17 protein-coding genes are annotated in these 16,047 nt (G+C 69.4%); 4 read left to right on the top strand and 13 right to left on the bottom strand.

Annotated elements, in window-relative coordinates; translation table 11 throughout:
- The first annotated feature begins 25 nt into the window (after window positions 1-25).
- The 4 genes from ACIA5D_RS25695 to ACIA5D_RS25680 all read left to right on the top strand — a co-directional run bounded on the left by ACIA5D_RS25695 (window position 26) and on the right by ACIA5D_RS25680 (window position 6,563).
- Window positions 26-2,809: a GH32 C-terminal domain-containing protein gene (locus ACIA5D_RS25695; RefSeq protein ID WP_396032722.1), complete on the top strand. Its 2,784-nt coding sequence runs from the start codon at window positions 26-28 to the stop codon at window positions 2,807-2,809.
- Between the two features lie 534 nt (window positions 2,810-3,343).
- The gene (locus ACIA5D_RS25690; RefSeq protein WP_396032721.1) at window positions 3,344-4,642 is read left to right on the top strand and encodes an extracellular solute-binding protein; all 1,299 of its coding nucleotides are present in this window, start codon (window positions 3,344-3,346) and stop codon (window positions 4,640-4,642) included.
- A 66-nt stretch (window positions 4,643-4,708) separates the two neighbouring features.
- Window positions 4,709-5,647: a carbohydrate ABC transporter permease gene (locus tag ACIA5D_RS25685; protein WP_396032720.1), complete on the top strand. Its 939-nt coding sequence runs from the start codon at window positions 4,709-4,711 to the stop codon at window positions 5,645-5,647.
- 1 nt (window position 5,648) lies between these two features.
- On the top strand, window positions 5,649-6,563 hold the full coding sequence (locus ACIA5D_RS25680) for a carbohydrate ABC transporter permease (RefSeq protein ID WP_396032718.1): 915 nt from the start codon (window positions 5,649-5,651) through the stop codon (window positions 6,561-6,563).
- Window positions 6,564-6,724: 161 nt separating this feature from the next.
- Here ACIA5D_RS25680 and ACIA5D_RS25675 read toward each other — a convergent pair whose 3' ends face one another.
- The 13 genes from ACIA5D_RS25675 to ACIA5D_RS25615 form a co-directional block, all read right to left on the bottom strand.
- Entirely contained in the window at window positions 6,725-7,006 is a 282-nt protein-coding gene (locus ACIA5D_RS25675) for a putative quinol monooxygenase (RefSeq protein ID WP_396032717.1), read from the bottom strand.
- Entirely contained in the window at window positions 7,003-8,022 is a 1,020-nt protein-coding gene (locus ACIA5D_RS25670) for an LLM class flavin-dependent oxidoreductase (RefSeq protein ID WP_396032716.1), read from the bottom strand. The genes ACIA5D_RS25675 and ACIA5D_RS25670 overlap by 4 nt, the downstream gene beginning before the upstream one ends.
- Window positions 8,019-8,279, bottom strand: coding sequence for a TIGR04076 family protein (locus tag ACIA5D_RS25665; RefSeq protein WP_396032715.1), 261 nt, complete (start codon window positions 8,277-8,279; stop codon window positions 8,019-8,021). The genes ACIA5D_RS25670 and ACIA5D_RS25665 overlap by 4 nt, the downstream gene beginning before the upstream one ends.
- Complete coding sequence (locus ACIA5D_RS25660; protein WP_396032714.1) at window positions 8,276-8,560, bottom strand: TIGR04076 family protein; 285 nt, start codon at window positions 8,558-8,560, stop codon at window positions 8,276-8,278. The genes ACIA5D_RS25665 and ACIA5D_RS25660 overlap by 4 nt, the downstream gene beginning before the upstream one ends.
- The gene (locus ACIA5D_RS25655) at window positions 8,553-9,281 is read right to left on the bottom strand and encodes an SDR family NAD(P)-dependent oxidoreductase (protein ID WP_396032712.1); all 729 of its coding nucleotides are present in this window, start codon (window positions 9,279-9,281) and stop codon (window positions 8,553-8,555) included. The genes ACIA5D_RS25660 and ACIA5D_RS25655 overlap by 8 nt, the downstream gene beginning before the upstream one ends.
- Window positions 9,278-10,060: an amino acid ABC transporter ATP-binding protein gene (locus ACIA5D_RS25650; RefSeq protein ID WP_396032711.1), complete on the bottom strand. Its 783-nt coding sequence runs from the start codon at window positions 10,058-10,060 to the stop codon at window positions 9,278-9,280. Before ACIA5D_RS25650 ends, ACIA5D_RS25655 begins: the two co-directional genes overlap by 4 nt.
- On the bottom strand, window positions 10,057-10,908 hold the full coding sequence (locus ACIA5D_RS25645; RefSeq protein ID WP_396032710.1) for an amino acid ABC transporter permease: 852 nt from the start codon (window positions 10,906-10,908) through the stop codon (window positions 10,057-10,059). Before ACIA5D_RS25645 ends, ACIA5D_RS25650 begins: the two co-directional genes overlap by 4 nt.
- Window positions 10,905-12,080, bottom strand: coding sequence for a hypothetical protein (locus ACIA5D_RS25640; RefSeq protein ID WP_396032709.1), 1,176 nt, complete (start codon window positions 12,078-12,080; stop codon window positions 10,905-10,907). Before ACIA5D_RS25640 ends, ACIA5D_RS25645 begins: the two co-directional genes overlap by 4 nt.
- A gap of 11 nt (window positions 12,081-12,091) precedes the next feature.
- Window positions 12,092-13,042, bottom strand: a complete 951-nt coding sequence (locus ACIA5D_RS25635; protein ID WP_396032708.1) for an LLM class flavin-dependent oxidoreductase — start codon at window positions 13,040-13,042, stop codon at window positions 12,092-12,094.
- Window positions 13,043-13,054: 12 nt separating this feature from the next.
- Window positions 13,055-13,993 carry a transporter substrate-binding domain-containing protein gene (locus tag ACIA5D_RS25630; RefSeq protein ID WP_396032707.1) on the bottom strand — a complete coding sequence of 313 codons (939 nt, stop codon included), beginning with the start codon at window positions 13,991-13,993 and terminating at the stop codon, window positions 13,055-13,057.
- Window positions 13,994-14,070: 77 nt separating this feature from the next.
- Window positions 14,071-14,400, bottom strand: coding sequence for a hypothetical protein (locus ACIA5D_RS25625; RefSeq protein ID WP_396032706.1), 330 nt, complete (start codon window positions 14,398-14,400; stop codon window positions 14,071-14,073).
- Window positions 14,397-14,897 (bottom strand): flavin reductase family protein, encoded by a 501-nt coding sequence (locus tag ACIA5D_RS25620; protein ID WP_396032705.1) that lies wholly within the window; start codon window positions 14,895-14,897, stop codon window positions 14,397-14,399. The genes ACIA5D_RS25625 and ACIA5D_RS25620 overlap by 4 nt, the downstream gene beginning before the upstream one ends.
- Complete coding sequence (locus tag ACIA5D_RS25615; protein ID WP_396032704.1) at window positions 14,894-15,739, bottom strand: PaaX family transcriptional regulator C-terminal domain-containing protein; 846 nt, start codon at window positions 15,737-15,739, stop codon at window positions 14,894-14,896. Before ACIA5D_RS25615 ends, ACIA5D_RS25620 begins: the two co-directional genes overlap by 4 nt.
- Between the last annotated feature and the right edge of the window lie 308 nt (window positions 15,740-16,047).

The raw sequence follows: 16,047 nt of genomic DNA, 5'->3' as shown, positions 1-16,047 counted from the left end.
TCCCTTCTCGGAAAGGACGGTCGTGATGAGATGGTTGACCCGCGCCGCGGTCGCGGTCCTGCTCCTCCTCCAACCTGTCGCGCTGTCGTCGCCGGCACGGGCCGCCGCAGCCAACATCGTCAACCCCGACTTCGAGACCGGCGACCTGACCGGGTGGAGTGTCACCGGAACCGCCTTCACCAACGCCGTCACGACCGACACCGGCTGGGGCTGGGGATGCTGTTTCGGCCAGCACGGCACATCCCACGTCTGGGGCTTCCGCACCGCTGGAGACGCCGCAACGGGAACCCTGACATCCAGCCCGTTTCAGCTGTCCGGCTCCGGGCAGGTCAGCTTCCTGCTCGGCGGCGGCAACGACGCCACCAACCTGTACGTCGCCCTGGTCCGCGCCGGCGACGGCGCAATCCTGTTCCGCGCCACCGGCCGCAACGAGGAGAACTACCAACGGGTCAGCTGGGACGCGTCCGCCCAGCTCGGGCAGACTCTTTCGCTGAGGGTCGTCGACAACGCCACCGGCGGCTGGGGGCACCTCAACCTCGACGATGTGCGGCTCGACGAGCCCGCGCCGGGCGACATGGTCGCGCACTGGTCGTTCGACGAGCCGAGCGGATCGGTAGCTCACGACAGCGTCGCCGACCGGGACGATCCGATCAACTACGTCTTCAACAACGCCGTCTACAAGCCGTCCACCGCCCCGCAACGACGTCCGGGCGTGGCCTCCAACGCGTTGCTGTTCGACGGCTACTCCACGTGGCTGAGCCGTTCCGGCCTGGAAACGCCGACGCAGGCGCTGACGGTGGAGGCCTGGGTCGCGCCACGCGCCTTCGAGTGGGGCGACGACCGCAAACTCTCCGCCATCGTCGACCAGCACGACGAGGCCGCCCGGCAAGGCTTCATCCTCGGCGTGGGCCGCCACGGCACCTGGTCGTTCCAAGCCGGCATCGCCGGCACCTGGCAATCATTGTGGGCCGACCCCGCCAAGCCGCTTCGCCGCGACAGCTGGCAACACGTCGTCGCGACGTTCGACGCGGCGACCAGCACCATGCGGCTCTACCTCAACGGCGCGCCCGCAGGAAGCCTCACCACACCGGCCGGCGGCATCACCCGCTACCCGGGCAACCTGCAAATCGGGCGGCACAACCAGGGCGTGGTCATCAACGGCACGTTCACCGTCAACATGTTCGCCGGCCTTCTCGACGAGGTGAGCCTGCGCCGGCGGGCACTCAGTGCCGCCGAGGTGGCCGCCTCCTACCAGGCGGTGCCGGCTCCGCCCTCCCCGGACCTGGCGATGCGCCGCAGCCGATACGACGGCGACATCTACCGACCCCAGTACCACTTCATGGCACCCGAGCACTGGATGAACGAACCGCACGCCCCGGTCTACGCGAACGGCCAGTACCACCTGTTCTACCAGCACAACCAGCACGGCCCGTACTGGCACAACATCAGTTGGGGGCACGGCGTCAGCCCCGACATGGTGCATTGGCGAGACGCCCCGGTCGCGTTGGTACCCACCGCCGGATCGGTCGCACCGGACGGTGTGTGGAGTGGCAGTGCCGCCGTCGACGCGTCCGGCAACCCGCTGCTGTTCATCACCGCCGGCGACGACTCGGTCTTCCCCAACCAACGCACCGGCGTCGCCCGCAACACCGGCGGTCCGAACGACACCGACCTCAACAACTGGACCATGGACCCCGCGCCCGTCACGGTGCAATCTCCCACACTCGATGTCGGCGCCGGACGTAAGGTCCGCTACGGCGACTTCCGCGACCCGTTCGTCTGGCGTGAAGGCAACACCTGGTTCCAGCTGGTCGGTTCCGGCGTGCAGACCAGCGCCGGCGACGACGTCGGCGGCACCGCACTGCTCTACACCTCCACCGACGCCAAGAACTGGACCTACTCCGGCCCCCTGATGGTCGGCGACGTCCATACGTACCCGAAAACCGGCCAGGTATGGGAACTGCCCGTGTTCCTGCCCATCGGCGGAGGCAAGCACATCCTGCTGACCAACCCGATGTGGAGCTACGGCACCGATTACAACGTCAAGTACGTGTGGTACTGGATTGGCGTCTGGAATCCCACCACCCGCAAATTCACGCCCGATACCACCGAGCCCCGCCTCTTCGACTACGGCGAGCACTTCACCGGCCCCAGCGGCTTCGTCGACCAGAAGGGCCGCTCAGTCGTGTTCTCCATCGCTCAGGACAAGCGCACCGAGCAAGCCCACTACAACTCCGGATGGGCCCACAACGCCGGTCTGCCCGTCGTGCTGTCCCTCGGCCCGGACGGCGACGTCGCCGTCAATCCACTCCCCGAACTGGCCACCCTGCACGCGACAACCAGCCCGCAGGTCGCCATCACCACCGACACCTCCCTCGAGGTCGCCAACCAGCAACTGTCCAGCGTCCGTGGCGACATGCTGCACCTGACCCTCGAGCTGGCCGCTGGTAGCACCGGCCGCTACGGCATCAAGCTGCGCCGCAGCCCCGGCGGCGAGGAAGAGACCCTGCTGGTCTACGACGCCGCCACCGGCAGCCTGTCCATCGACCGCACCAAATCCGGCAACAACTCCAGCCTCTACGGCAACCTCGGTATCCAGGGTGGACCGTTGAACCTGGCGGGCCAGAACCTCAAGCTCGACATCTACCTGGACAAGTCCATGATCGAGGCGTATGCCAACGGGCGCCGCTCCATCACCAGCCGGGTCTACCCGTTCCGCGCGGATGCCCTCGGCCTGCAGCTGTGGGCCGATACGGCGGTGACCGTGAGGAACCTCAAGGTGTGGCAGATGGATCCCGCCTACAGCTGAGGCCCACCCGCAGTCAACCTCGACCGCAACAAGCACGTAACAGTCCCTTGACTTGGACGCAGTCGGGGAGCAACATCGTTAACCGGGACGCCAAATCGTTTTGGCATCTGGTTTGACGACATTGAGGCCACAGGCGGGAGACCGCGCCGGCTCCGGTGGTACGACGGCGACGCAGCACCGGGGCGCCTTAACGGATTCCGTCACAGGCCACTTGCGCCGCTGCACGAATCGAATCGCAGTTGACTGCCCGCCGGCAGGACCGGCGAATGACAAAGGGAAGGCGGTGACGCTGGCGGACCGGCCGTGCCCGCGGACGCCGGAGGCAGAACCGGCGTCCGCGGCACGCACCCGCCCGTTGCGCGTCGCCTCGGCTGGCTCCGCGCACGCCGGCGCCTGCCACCAAACCCACGATCGCTATCGGCGCCCCGCTCCCGGCCGTCAAGCACGACAACCCGTTCCGATGCCGCAGCGGTCGTTTCCGCGACGGTTCCCACCCCCGGCGCGGGCCGAATTCAATCAGTTGGAGGAATCTCCATGTCAGCACAACGATTCAGGCGCCTCGCGACCGCGAGTGTCGCGGCCGCCGCCGTGGCGTTGACCACGGCATGCTCCACATCGGAGGGAACCGGATCGTCCTCCTCGAACGGGACGACCACCCTCGTGCTCTGGACACACAACGCCGGCAACGACAAGGAACTCGGCGTCGTCAAGCAGGTCATCGACGACTTCAACGCGAGCCAGACCAAGTTCAAAGTCGAATACCAGGCCTTTCCGCAAGGGTCCTACAACGATGCGGTCGTCGCGGCCGCCACGGCCAAGAAACTGCCGTGCCTGCTCGACGTCGACGGCCCTAACGTGCCCAACTGGGCGTGGGCAAACTACCTGGAGCCCCTGAACATCCCGGACAACCAGTTCACCGGACAGCTACCCAGCACGGTCGGCAAATACCAGGAAAAGGTGTACTCGTTCGGCTTCTACGACGTGGCTCTCTCCATGATCACCCGGAAGTCCACCTTGGACAGCAACGACATCCGGGTGCCCACGCTGGCCCAGCCGTGGACCGCCGCGGAGTTCGCCGCAGCTCTGGCCAAAATCAAAGCGAGCGGCAAGTTCGACCATCCGCTCGACCTGGGCACCGCCGGAACCGGTGAGTGGTGGTCGTACGGCTACTCGCCGTTCCTGCAGAGCTTCGGCGGCGACCTGATCGACCGTTCCGCGTACACGACCGCCGCCGGCGCCCTCAACGGCGCCCCGGCCATCGCCTGGGCGAAGTGGTTCCAGGATCTGGCCGCGGACGGCCTGATGGCCAAGAAGTCCGGCCAGGACCCGGCGCTCGACTTCACCAACGGCAAGACCGCGATCAGCTGGAACGGCAGCTGGGCGGCCGACACGGTGACCGCCAAGTTCGACGACGTGTTGTTCCTGCCGCCACCGGACTTCGGCGCCGGGCCCAAGATCGGCGGCGCGTCCTGGCAGTGGGCGATGACCTCCAGCTGCGGCTCGAAGGAGGGCGCGCAGGCCTATCTCGCGTTTTCCCGGCAGACCAAGTACTTCGTAGCGTTCGCCAAGACGCTGGGGCTCATCCCCGCCAGCACCGAGGCCGCGGCGCAGATCCCTGACTACGCCCCGGACGGCAAATACCGGGTCTTCCTGGAACTGGCCGGCAAGGCGGCAGTCGTGCGGCCCGAGACGCCCGCCTACCCGTACATCTCCTCCGTCTTCACCAAGGCCGCCCAGGACATCCTCAACGGCGCCGACCCCAAGCAGACCCTGGACAAGGCCGTGGCCGAGATCGACAACAACATCAAGCAGAACGACAACTACCGCTCCTGACCATGACACCGACTGCCGGGCAGGACTGCCTGCACCTGCCCGGCAGTCGGCCCGCGCGGAGGCGCCATGACCACCACCCTGACCACCCCAGCGCTCACCGAACCGACCGCACCAACCGGCCGGCGCAACCACGCCCGGCGGCTGGAGGCGCTGACCGCCGCGGCGATGGCCAGCCCGGCCGTCGTGCTGCTCGTTGTCTTCCTGGTCGTCCCGATACTGCTGGCGTTCGGGCTGGCCTTCACCAACGCCCAGCTGATCTCGCCGCGGCCCGCACGATTCATCGGGCTGGACAACTTCGCCCGCCTGGCCGAGGACACCGTCTTCTGGGCCTCGCTGCGCAACACCCTCTACTTCGCGGTCGTGGTCGTACCAGTGCAGGCCGGCTGCGCGTTGGTGCTGGCGCTGCTGGTCAACGGCAAGATCCGGGGCCGCAACTTCTTCCGCACCGTCTACTTCGTCCCCGTCGTCACGTCGATGGTCGTCGTCTCGCTGCTGTGGCGGTTCATGTACCAACCCGACGGCCTGATCAACAGATTCCTCGCCACCCTCACCCTCGGGCACTGGGAGACGGTCGACTGGCTGAACAACCCGAGCACGGCGATGCCGGCCATCATCGCCATGTCGATCTGGCAAGGCGTCGGATTCCACATGGTCATCTGGCTCGCCGGCTTGCAGACCATCCCGACCGAGCTCTACGAAGCAGCCGCGATCGACGGCGCTACCGGCTGGAACCGCTTCCGCTACGTCACCTGGCCCGGCCTACGCGCGACCCGCACGTTCATCCTCATCACCATCACGATCGCCACGTTCAGCCTGTTCACCCAGATCAGCGTGATGACCCAGGGCGGACCCCGCGACGCGACCACCACGGTGGTGTTCCTGGCCGTGCGAACGGGCTACGAACAGCACTCCACCGGCTACGCGTCCGCCATCTCGTTGACCTTCTTCGTGCTCGTACTCGCCGTCTCCGCAGTTCAGCGGTTCTTCACCCGGGAGAAGTCCTGACATGAGCGCCACCACGCGGATCGCCGGCACACGCCCGCAAGCTACCTCCGGACCGCTGCGCCGCCTCGCCGCCCACACCCTGCGCATACTGCTGGTCGTCTTCTTCGCCTCACCGATCATCTTCATGGCCGTCTCGTCGCTGAAACCGGACCGGCAGATCTTCACCGACCTCGGCACCCTCAAGGCCTTCCTGCCCGCCGGCGACGTTTCGCTCGACAACTACCGCGGCGTGTTCGACCGAGTCCCCGCCGTCCGGTTCCTGCTCAACTCCATCCTGATCTCCGCGATCACGGTCGCCGCCGGACTTGTCATCAACAGCCTCGCCGCCTTCGCGCTGTCCCGAATGCGCTGGCCGGCACGCAAGGCGATCCTCAGCGCCATCATCGCCACCCTCATCGTGCCGTTCGAAACCGTAGCCCTGCCGCTGGTCTGGTGGGTCAACAAGCTGCCCTGGCTCACCGCCAACGGTTTCCAACTCGTCCTCACCGAAGGCTGGCTCGACACCTACCGGGTGCAGATCCTGCCGTTCGTGGCCAACGCCTTCTCCATCTACCTCTTCCACCAGTACTTCTCCAGCATCCCCACCGAGCTCGACGAGGCCGCACGCATCGACGGAGCAGGGTTCTTCACCATCTACCGGCGAGTCGTGCTGCCTCTGTCCGGCCCCGCCATCGCCACCGTCGCGATCCTCACATTCCTGCCCGCCTGGAACTCCTACCTGTGGCCACTCATGGTGGTCCAAAGCGAAGGCCTGCGGCCCGTGATGGTGGGCATCCAGTATTTCTTCCAGCTCAACGTCGCCTGGGGCCAGATCATGGCCTACGCAACCATGATCACCATCCCAGTCCTCGCCCTGTTCCTGGCCTTCCAACGATCATTTATCAGCAGCATCGCCGCCACCGGCGTAAAAGGGTGAGCTCGCCGCCACGTCGGGACTGTGGATCTGGCGCTCTTGTCGGCGTGGTGTTCGGTGGGCCGGCGCCGCTGGTGATCGAGAAGGTCGAGAGCGCTGGCAACAGGATTGTGGTACGAGCGTCGACGCCGTTGGTGGCAGCGTGACTGGCCACCGCCCGAGGTTCAGGCGGTGATGTCGTGGAACTGCGGCGGGGCGGCGGCGACCGAGCCGATGAAGGCCGTCCACTCCCGCGTGTGGGCCTGGTCCTTGTGGGCCTGGTGCTTGTCCTTGTTCTCCCAGATCTCCAGCAGGCGCAGGTTGCCGGGCTCGCCGATCTTCCAGGAGAGCTGGTACTCGACGCAGCCGTCCTCGGCCTTGGAGGCCTTCTGGAAGGCGGCGCCGGCGTCCTCGACGTCGCCGATGCGGGACGGGTCGACGGTGATGCCGCCGTGCACGATGATCATTTGTTGCTCCTTTGCTCGAACGAATGGCGGAGGGCTGGCAGGACCTTCTGGCCGATCAGCTGGATGGCGGCGGCCGGGTCGGGGCCGACCGGCGGGCCGAACGAGATGTGCCGGACGCCCGCGTCGATCAGCGCCGCGCAGTGCTCGATCACGTCGTCGACGCTGCCCACGATGCCCAGCTGCAGCATCGACTCGGTGACCGAGGCGATCGCGTCCTCTTCGCGGCCGGCGAGCATCAGTTCCTGGGTGTGCGCGAACTCGGCCGGGTTGAGCCCGTTGGCGGCGAGCGCGTCGGTCGAGAGCGAGCCGCTGTAGAGGGCGATGTGCCGGGCCAGCAGGCGCCGGGCGGTACGCCGGTCGTCGGAGATCGAGGCCCACACGCAGGCGGCGACGTCCAGGTCGTCGAGGGTGCGGCCGGCCTTGGCGGCGCCGGCCGACAACTGGTCCATCACGCTGTACACGTGTCGGGGTGGAAGGCAGAGCGGGAGCGCGCCGTCGGCGATGCGGCCGGTGAGATCGAGCATTCTGGGGCCCATCGCGCCGATGTAGATGGGTGTGGGCCGCCACGATCGCAGGACGGCCTGGGACGTCCAGCCCCCGGCGACGCCGGGCACGTCCGCCGGGCTGCGGCCGTTGACGAGCTCGCGGATGGCGAGCACGGCCTCGCGCGTACGGATGACGGGTTTCTTGGGGTTGATGCCGCCCCAGCGGAAGAACACGTCGGAGCCGGCGCCGATCCCGAGCAGGAACCGGTCGCCGGAGAGCTCCTGCAGGCCGGAGGCGAACATGGCGATCTGTGCGGGATGCAGCGACACCGGGTCGATCACGCCCGAGCCGAACCGGATGCGGCTGGTCCTGAGCGCGATCGCGGCCAGGGTCACCAGGCCCGGTTCGCCGAAGATGTCGTTGCCGGTCCAGACCTGGTCGAAGCCGGCCTCCTCGACCAGCACGGCCTTGTCGACGACGGACAGCACGCCGTGGCCGCCGACGCGGGCGCTGAACACGACGGGTCTCATTGATCCACCTCGACTCTTATGTGCAGGTTCTCGGGCGGGTCGGGACAGGCGAGCAGGGGCCGGCCGCGCAGGTAGTCGTCGGGTTCGTCGGCGTCGAGCCGGCCCAGCACCGACGGGATGACGGAGGCGATGGCGAAGTAGCAGAACCGCTTGCCGTCGGGGACGGTCACGCCGGTCGGGGACAGCTCGAAGAAGTCGCCGACCGCCAGCCCGCAGGCCGAGTAGTTCATGGCCTCGACCGTGCAACGGATCTTCACGGGAGGGCCTCCAAGCGCAGGACCACGCCGTCGGAGGCGTCCGGGCAGCACAGGTACGGCTTGCGCACCAGCCAGTCGTCGGCGGGGATCGGGTTCTGCCGCATGCCCAGCACCGGCAGCACGCCCATCAGCGCCATGGGGCAGAACGGTTTGCCGCCGGTCGACAGCCCCGGCCCGTCCACGTCGACGGCGTCGCCGACCTTGATGCCGCAGCGCGGCGCGTCGGCGCGCTCGACCACGATCCGCACGCGTGGGCAGGCCGGCAGCAGGTTGTCACCCACCGATCGGCTCCCCGCCGGTGACCCACAGCGTCTGCCCGGTCAGTGCGGGCGACCGGACGAGGGTCAGCACGGCCGCGGCCACCTCGGCGGGTGTCGGGAAGGTGGGCAGGGCCATCCGCTCCAGCAGCCGGGCCGCGAGGGCGGCCTGCGCGGGGGTCAGCTCCTCGTCCTCGTCGGGGTCGACGACCCGGCCCGGCGCCACCACGTTGGCGGTGATCCCGTGCCGGCCCTCCTCGAGGGCGAGGTAGCGGGTGAGCACGGTGGCGGCGGCCTTGGCCGCGCCGTAGGCGCCCAGGCCCGGGGCCGGCCGCGACATCAGCGCCCCGGAGACGTAGACGATCCGGCCCCAGCCGCGGTCGCGCATGCCGGGGACGACCTGCGCGCAGAGCGCGGCGTGGGCCTGCACCCCGGCCAGCTGGGCGGCGAGGTCGGGAGCGGCCGTCTCGGCCACGGGCGCGGGCGTCCGCAGGGCCGGGTGCGCCGCGTTGACCAGCACCGCGACCCGCCCGACCTCGTCACCGAGCCGGGACACCGCAGCCGGGTCGCCGAGATCGGCCGCGACGGTCAGGTGCTCGCCGGGCAGCCCGGCGACCACCTCCTCGGCCACCTCGGGGCGGCTGCGGTAGTGCACTGCGACCCGGAATCCCTCGTCGGCCAGCGCGACTGCGACGGCCCGGCCGATCGGGCCGGTCCCGCCGGCGACCAGGGCGACCGCGGTCATCGGAGGACCGCCGCCAGGAACGCCTGCGTGCGCTCGTGCCGCGGCGTCACGAGCACCTCCTCGGGCGTGCCCTGCTCGACGATGCGGCCGTCATCCATGAAGATCACCCGGTCGCTGACCTCGCGGGCGAAGCCCATCTCGTGGGTGACCACGACGACCGTGATCCCGCCGGTGGCGGCCAGGTCCTTCATCACCGCGAGGACCTCGCCGACCAGTTCCGGGTCGAGCGCGCTGGTCGGCTCGTCGAAGAGCATGACCTGCGGCCGCATGGCCATGGCGCGGGCGATCGCCACGCGCTGCTGCTGCCCGCCGGAGAGCTTCGACGGGTACGCGGCCGTCTTGTCGGCCAGCCCCACCCGGGTCAGCAGCTCCCGGCCGTACTCGCGGGCCGCGCGCGCGTCCTGCTTCTTCACCTTGATCGGGGCGAACGCGACGTTGTCCAGCACCGTCATGTGCGGGAAGAGGTTGAACTGCTGGAAGACCATGCCGATGCCGAGCCGCTGCCGGCATGCCTCGGACTCGCGCAGCTCGTGCAGCCGGCCGCGGTGCTCGCGGTAGCCGACCAGCTCGCCGCCGACCTCGATGCTGCCGGCGTTGATGTCCTCGAGGTGGTTGATCGTGCGCAGCAGCGTGCTCTTGCCGGACCCGGACGGCCCGATCACGCAGACCGTCTCGCCCCGGCGTACCTGCAGGTCGACGCCGTGCAGCACCTGGTGCGGGCCGTACCACTTGTCGACGCCGCGAATGTCGATCATCACGTCGTTCAGCACATCGGTCATCGTTCGGCCGCCCTTCGCTCGAGGAAGTACTGCGCGACCGAGTAGACCGAGATCACCAGCAGGTACCAGATGGTGGCGACGATCAGCATCTCGATCGTGCGGAAGTTGATGCCGGAGATGCCCTCGACGACCGTCAGGAGGTCGCCGCCGGCGATGACGGAGACGATGGCCGAGGCCTTGAGCATGCCGATCGACTCGTTGCCGAGCGGCGGGATGATCACCCGCAGGGCCTGTGGGAGCACGATGTGGCGCAGCGTCTGGGCCCGGTTGAGCCCGAGGGCCTTGGCCGTCTCGTGCTGGCCCTTGCCGACCGCGAGCAGCCCGCTGCGCACGATCTCGGCCATGTATCCCGATCCGGCCAGCGACAGCCCGATCACCGAGGCCACGAACGGGGTCACCACCTGGCCGACCGGCGCCGACCAGAACACCACGCCGGTGAACGGGACGCCGAGTGTGATGTTCTTGAAGAACAGGCCGAGGTTGCCGACCAGGATGAGCAGCACGATCAGCGGGACGCCGCGGAAGAGGAACACCCAGGCGGCTGCGACGCCGGCGATGACCCGGCTGGGCGACATCCGCATCACGCCGATCACGACCGCGAGCACGAGCGCGATCACCATGCCGATGACCGTCATCTCCAGGGTCAGCAGCAGGCCCTTGAGCACGGTCTTCGCGAAGAGGTACTGGCCTACGACGCTCCACTCGAAGTTCGGGTTGGTCGCGAAGCTGTAGGCGGCGCCGAGCACCAGCAGCGCGACCACGGCGGCGCCGGCCATCCGGCCCCAATGGCGGACAGGCACGACGTCCCGCTTCGGCGCCGCGCGGGTCGCGGTGGTGGTCTGAGTCATCGGCTCTCACCCATCGCTACCAGCGTTTGGCCTACCGAGGTCCAGCGGCTGCGCCAGGTCGAGGCGTGGGCGGTGACGCCGGTGCTGTCGCGCACCAGCCGCTCGAACGGAAAGCTCTCGTACACCACCTGGGAGCCGAGGATCTCGCCGCAGCGGTCGAGGACCACCCGGGTGAACTCCTGCGCCATCGGGGCGTCGCCCCGGGCCATCGTCAGCTCGTCGGGCACCGTTCCCTCGGTGAAGATCTGCTCGTCGATCGCCCGCATGCCGTCGAGTACGAGCGAGCGCGCGGCCCGCACATACGACACGGCCTCGCCCAGCAGGGTCAGCTGCCGCTCGGTCGGCTTGCGGTCGCGCAGATGGCCGGTGGCCAGGTCAACGGCGTGCTGCGCGAGGCCCACCGAGATGCCGGCCATGCTGTAGAAGGGCAGCTCGACGTGTTTGTTGAGCGGGTCGGCGTCGCCGGTCGGTGCGAAGAACCGGTCGAACGAGTGCTCGGCCGGCACGAAGACGTCGGTGACCGTGTAGCCCTGGCTGCTGGAGCCGCGCAGCCCGATGACGTGCCAGTCGTCGAGCAGCGACACCTGCTCCTTGGGCAGCCAGACCCCGAGGGTCAGCACGCTGCCGTCCGGCGTGCGCACCGGCTCGCCGTCGCGCTGCACTTCGACGCCGGCCACGATCCGGTCGGCCGAGCGGATGCCGCTGCCGAACTTCCACCGCCCGGTCACCCGGTACCCGCCCGGCACTTCGACCGCCTTGCCCTTGGGGTGGAACGAGCCGCAGGTCGGCAGGTCGAGCTCGGGGTACAGCTCGGCGAACGCGGCGTCGCCGAGCCGGCCGGCGTAGAAGCCGGTGGCGGCCAGCACGGCCACGTTCCACGCGATGCCGGCGTCGGCGGTGGCGACCGACTCGACCATGCGGGTCTGGTCGGTCAGGCTCATCTGCGGGCCGCCGTGGCGGCGAGAGAAGCCCACTCGGTACGCGCCGGCCGCCCGCAGCGCCTCGCGCATGCGGTCGGTGAGGAACGCCTGCGCCTGGGTGGCATCGGCCTCCTCGCGGATGACCGGCGTAAGCGCGCGGACGTTGGCCAGGATGTCGACGGCGGTGCGAGGTTCGCGCAGCGCGGGCAGCGCGTCGGCCGTTTCGGTGACGGACGTGGGGGTGGCAGCCATGGTGACTCCGATCAGAGGTGGGGTAGGACGTGGCGGCCGAGCAGCGCCACGGCCTCGGTGAGCGAGCCGCCCAGCGGCTGGCCGAACGACAGATGACGGACGCCCGATGCCTTCAGCTCCAGGCAGCGGTCGATGACGTCGTGGACGTCGCCGGCGATGCCCAGGCGCAGCATGTCGTCGTCGACCGCGGCGGTGGCGGCGGCCAGGTCGCCCGCCGTGACCAGCGACTGGACGTGCCGGAAGCGCTCGACGTCGAGGCCGGCGGCGGCCAGCGTGTCCGGCGCCAGCGAGCCCGAGTACGCCGCGATCTTGGCGGCGAGCCGGGCCCGGCCGGCGTCCCGGTCGTCGTCGATCGAGACCCAGAGGCAGCAGGCGAGGTCGAAGTCCGGCTTCGACGCCGCGTCGCCGACCCGGCCGGCGAACCAGTCGAACTGGGTGGGGGGCAGGCAGAGCGCGAGGACGCCGTCGGCCTCGCGCCCCGCCAGGGCCAGCATCTTGGGGCCCATGGCGCCGAGGTAGATCGGCGTGGGCGCCGGCCCGTCTTTCAGCGCGGCCCGCTCGTGCCAGCCGTCCGGCACGCCGCCGGCGAGCAGGGTGCGGACCGCCCGCAACCCCTCACGCGTACGGCGTACCGGCGTCGGCAACGCCAGGCCGGCCCAGCGCAGGAACACCTCGGAGCCCGCGCCCAGGCCCAGCAGGTAGCGGCCGCCGGAGAAGTCCTGCAGCCCCGCGGCGATCATGGCGATCTCCGCGGGGTGCAGGCTCACCGGGTTGAGCACGCTCGAGCCGACCCGGATCCGGCTGGTCGCGGCCAGGGCCACCGTCACCGGCACGATCCCGGAGCGGCGCAGCAGGTCGTTGCCCGTCCAGATCTGGTCGAAACCGAGCTCCTCGGCGGTCACGGCACAGTCCCGGAACACCTTCGCCGGGGTGCCGCTGCCTAGCCGTACGCTGAATCGCATTTGTCTATGGCCTCAGGACGCGGCCTTCTCGCCGATCGCGGTCTTGGAGACCGGATTGGCGACCAGCTCGCTGCTGGTGATAGCGGCCGAGGTCATGTCGTACTTCGCCATGATCTTGTCGTAGGTGCCGTCGGCGAGGATCTTCTGCATCGCGCCGAGCACCGCCTTGGTGAGGCCGGGCTGGGCCTTGCCGATCGCGATCGTGGTGTACTGCGCCGCGAACTCGCTGGTCGGCACCTCGACGACGGCGAAGGTGGAGCCACTCTTCTTGACCGCGGCCTGCTGGCTGGTGGTCGAGTCCATCCAGGCGTCGACCGTGCCGGCCTTGACCGCGCTGATCGCGGCCGTCGCGCCGGAGTACTCGGCCAGCTGGATCGGGTTGCTCGCGCAGGACGCGGCGCTGACCTTCTTGACCGTGTCGGACTGGATCGAGCCGACCGGCAGGCCCACCTTCTTGCCGCACATGCCGGCCAGGCCGGTCACGCCGGAAGTCTTGTCGCTCAGCATGAGCAGCGCCATCGTCGACTTGTAGAAGGGCACCAGGTCGACGACGCTCTTCTCCCGCTCCTCGGTGGCCGAGACCTGGCCCCACAGGGCGTCGACGCTGCCGGACTGCACGCCCGGTAGCTGGGCCGGCCATTGCATGTTCTTCCAGACCACCTTGACGCCGAGCACCGGAGCGATGGCGGCGGCCAGGTCGGGGGCGATGCCGACCGGGGTCGAGGTGTCGGTGGTGGTGACGCTGATGACCGGCGGGGTCTCCCAGAGCGCGCCGAGGCTGATCTGCTTGGACGACTTGATGGTGTCGGGCAGTTCTCCGGCGAGCGTGCTGTCGACCGCGGCCGACGGGACGTCGGCGGCCGGGGCAGCCGCCTCGTCGGTGGGTGTCGAACATCCGGCCAGTAAGGCGGCGAGGGCGATCAGGGAGAGACGCGAACGGGAGAGGCGCATGAGGATCCAATCAATAAATAGCTCGATATATACGTCTTCTGATGGGTGCGTGGTGCGCCTGACCGCCGTCGTGGCGTTCAGACAGGGAGGGTGGTGAGGATGAGGGCGCAGCCCTCGGCAGCGCAGGCCTCGGCGACAGCGTCGTTGCTGTGGGCCGGGGCCAGGACGATGATGGTGTACTCGTGTCCGTAGCGGTCGATGAAGTAGGCGGCATCCTCGGGGCGGGTGGCCGCCTCGCCGGGCCGGGGGCGGAGGTGGGCCAGCCGCCGGGCCGGGGGAACGCCCGCGTCCCGCAGGACCTCCGTGATCCCGTCGAGCAGGTCGCCGGGGGCGGGCATGCCGACCGCGATGCCGAGCCGCCGGCCGGCCGGCCGATGTGCGGCGCGGATGCAGTCGAGGATCGTCACGCGGCCTCCAGGCGGCGGAACGCCGAGCCGTGGAAGATCAGCGGATCGAGGGCGTTGTCCTGCCAGAGCTGATGCACCTCGAGCAGGACGACGCGGTGGTCGCCGGCCGGGATCTCGCCGAAGACCGAGCAGTCCAGCCAGAGCGGAGAGCCGGCGAAGAGCAGGGCGCCCTCGCTCGTGCGCTCGATCGGGTCGTCGCCGAAGCGCGCGCCCCGATCGCGTCCGGCCAGGCGCCGGCAGAGCTCGGCCTGGTCGGCACTGAGCAGCGAGACGCCGATCCGGCGGCTGTGGCGCAGCCGCGGCCAGGTCGTCGACTCGTTGCGCACCGAGAAGAGCACCAGCGGCGGGTCGAGCGAGACACCGACCGTGAACGACGACGCCACCAGGACCGCGGGCTGGTCGCCGGTGTCGGCGGCGAGCGCCACCACGCCCGAGGGGAACCGGCCGAACGCCGAGCGGATCAGGCCGGCGTCGCCGCGATGGGAAGTGAGGGTCATGCGGCACCTCCGGAGGTGACCTGCTCGACGTACGCGTGGGCGTGCGGCAGGAGGCGGTCGCGCAGCTCCTCGAACAGCGGCAGGCTACGGCGGGCCGGCCAGTCGTCGGGCAGCAGCGAATCGGGCAGGCCGGGATCGACGTACGGAATCGGCCGCCAGCTGTCCAGCCCGCGGATCGCGACCGCGAAGGCACGCCGCGGCGCCGGGTCCTTCACCGCCGCCTGCACGTCGTCGGCGTGCGCGGCGAGGAAATCGTCGTGCAGCGCCCGGATCGCGTCGAGGTCCCACCAGAGCGCGACCGCGACCGGAGCCGGCTTGTCGCCGCGGATCTCGTCGGCCAGAAAGACCGTGGCCCGCGCGTTGAGCCCGAGATCGGCGAGGATCTCCTCGACCTCGTCGACCAGGAAGCCCGGGCAGATCCACAGCGCCGGCGAGACCGAGCCGCAGCCGATCCAGGACAGCCGGCGGCGCAGCTGGTGGCGCAGGTCGCGCTGTTCCTCGGGAACCGAGTAGGAGATCAGGCACCAGCGGCCGTCGCGGGTCATGAAGCGCGGGCGGTAGAGACGCTGCTCGCCGCGCTCGATCATCGGCACCGCGTCCTCGGACAGCCGGTAGCCGGTGATCTTGCCGCGGGAGTCGGGAACGAGCAGGCCCTTGGCCTTGAGCCGGCTCAGGGCGTTGCGGGTGCGGGGGTCGGGAACATCGATGGCGCGCATCAGCGTGATGAGATCGGCGACGGCGATCCAGCCGCCGAGGCGGCGCAGCGAGGTGGCGACGATCGTGCGCAGCAGAGACGTCGTGCTTCCGGGCGCCGCATCGAGGTCGTCCAGTTGCGGCCTCATACCACAAAGTCCCTGTTCACAGGTCCTCCACGGGATCGGGGGTGACCTGGAGCATATCGCGATCGTGACGACCGGCAAGATGGTGATATGTAAATTCGCGATTTCTGGAAGCTGGACATCGGCCGCACCTCCGACTTGAGCCCTCACCCGGCCGGGCGTATCAGGCGCGGGCGTCCTCGTACGCGGTCCGGATGCGAAAGCCGCCCCGTGTTGGCCGGGCTCGTCGCGTCACCGATCGAGATCCTGGCCCAGCCGGTACCCGCGGACGGCTTCACGATCGACGGCGAGCCGCTGCTGCCGGTCGAGGC

This window comes from Actinoplanes sp. NPDC051513 (assembly GCF_044454685.1).
Lineage (GTDB): Bacteria > Actinomycetota > Actinomycetes > Mycobacteriales > Micromonosporaceae > Actinoplanes.
This window is presented reverse-complemented; position numbering and strand designations above follow the sequence as displayed.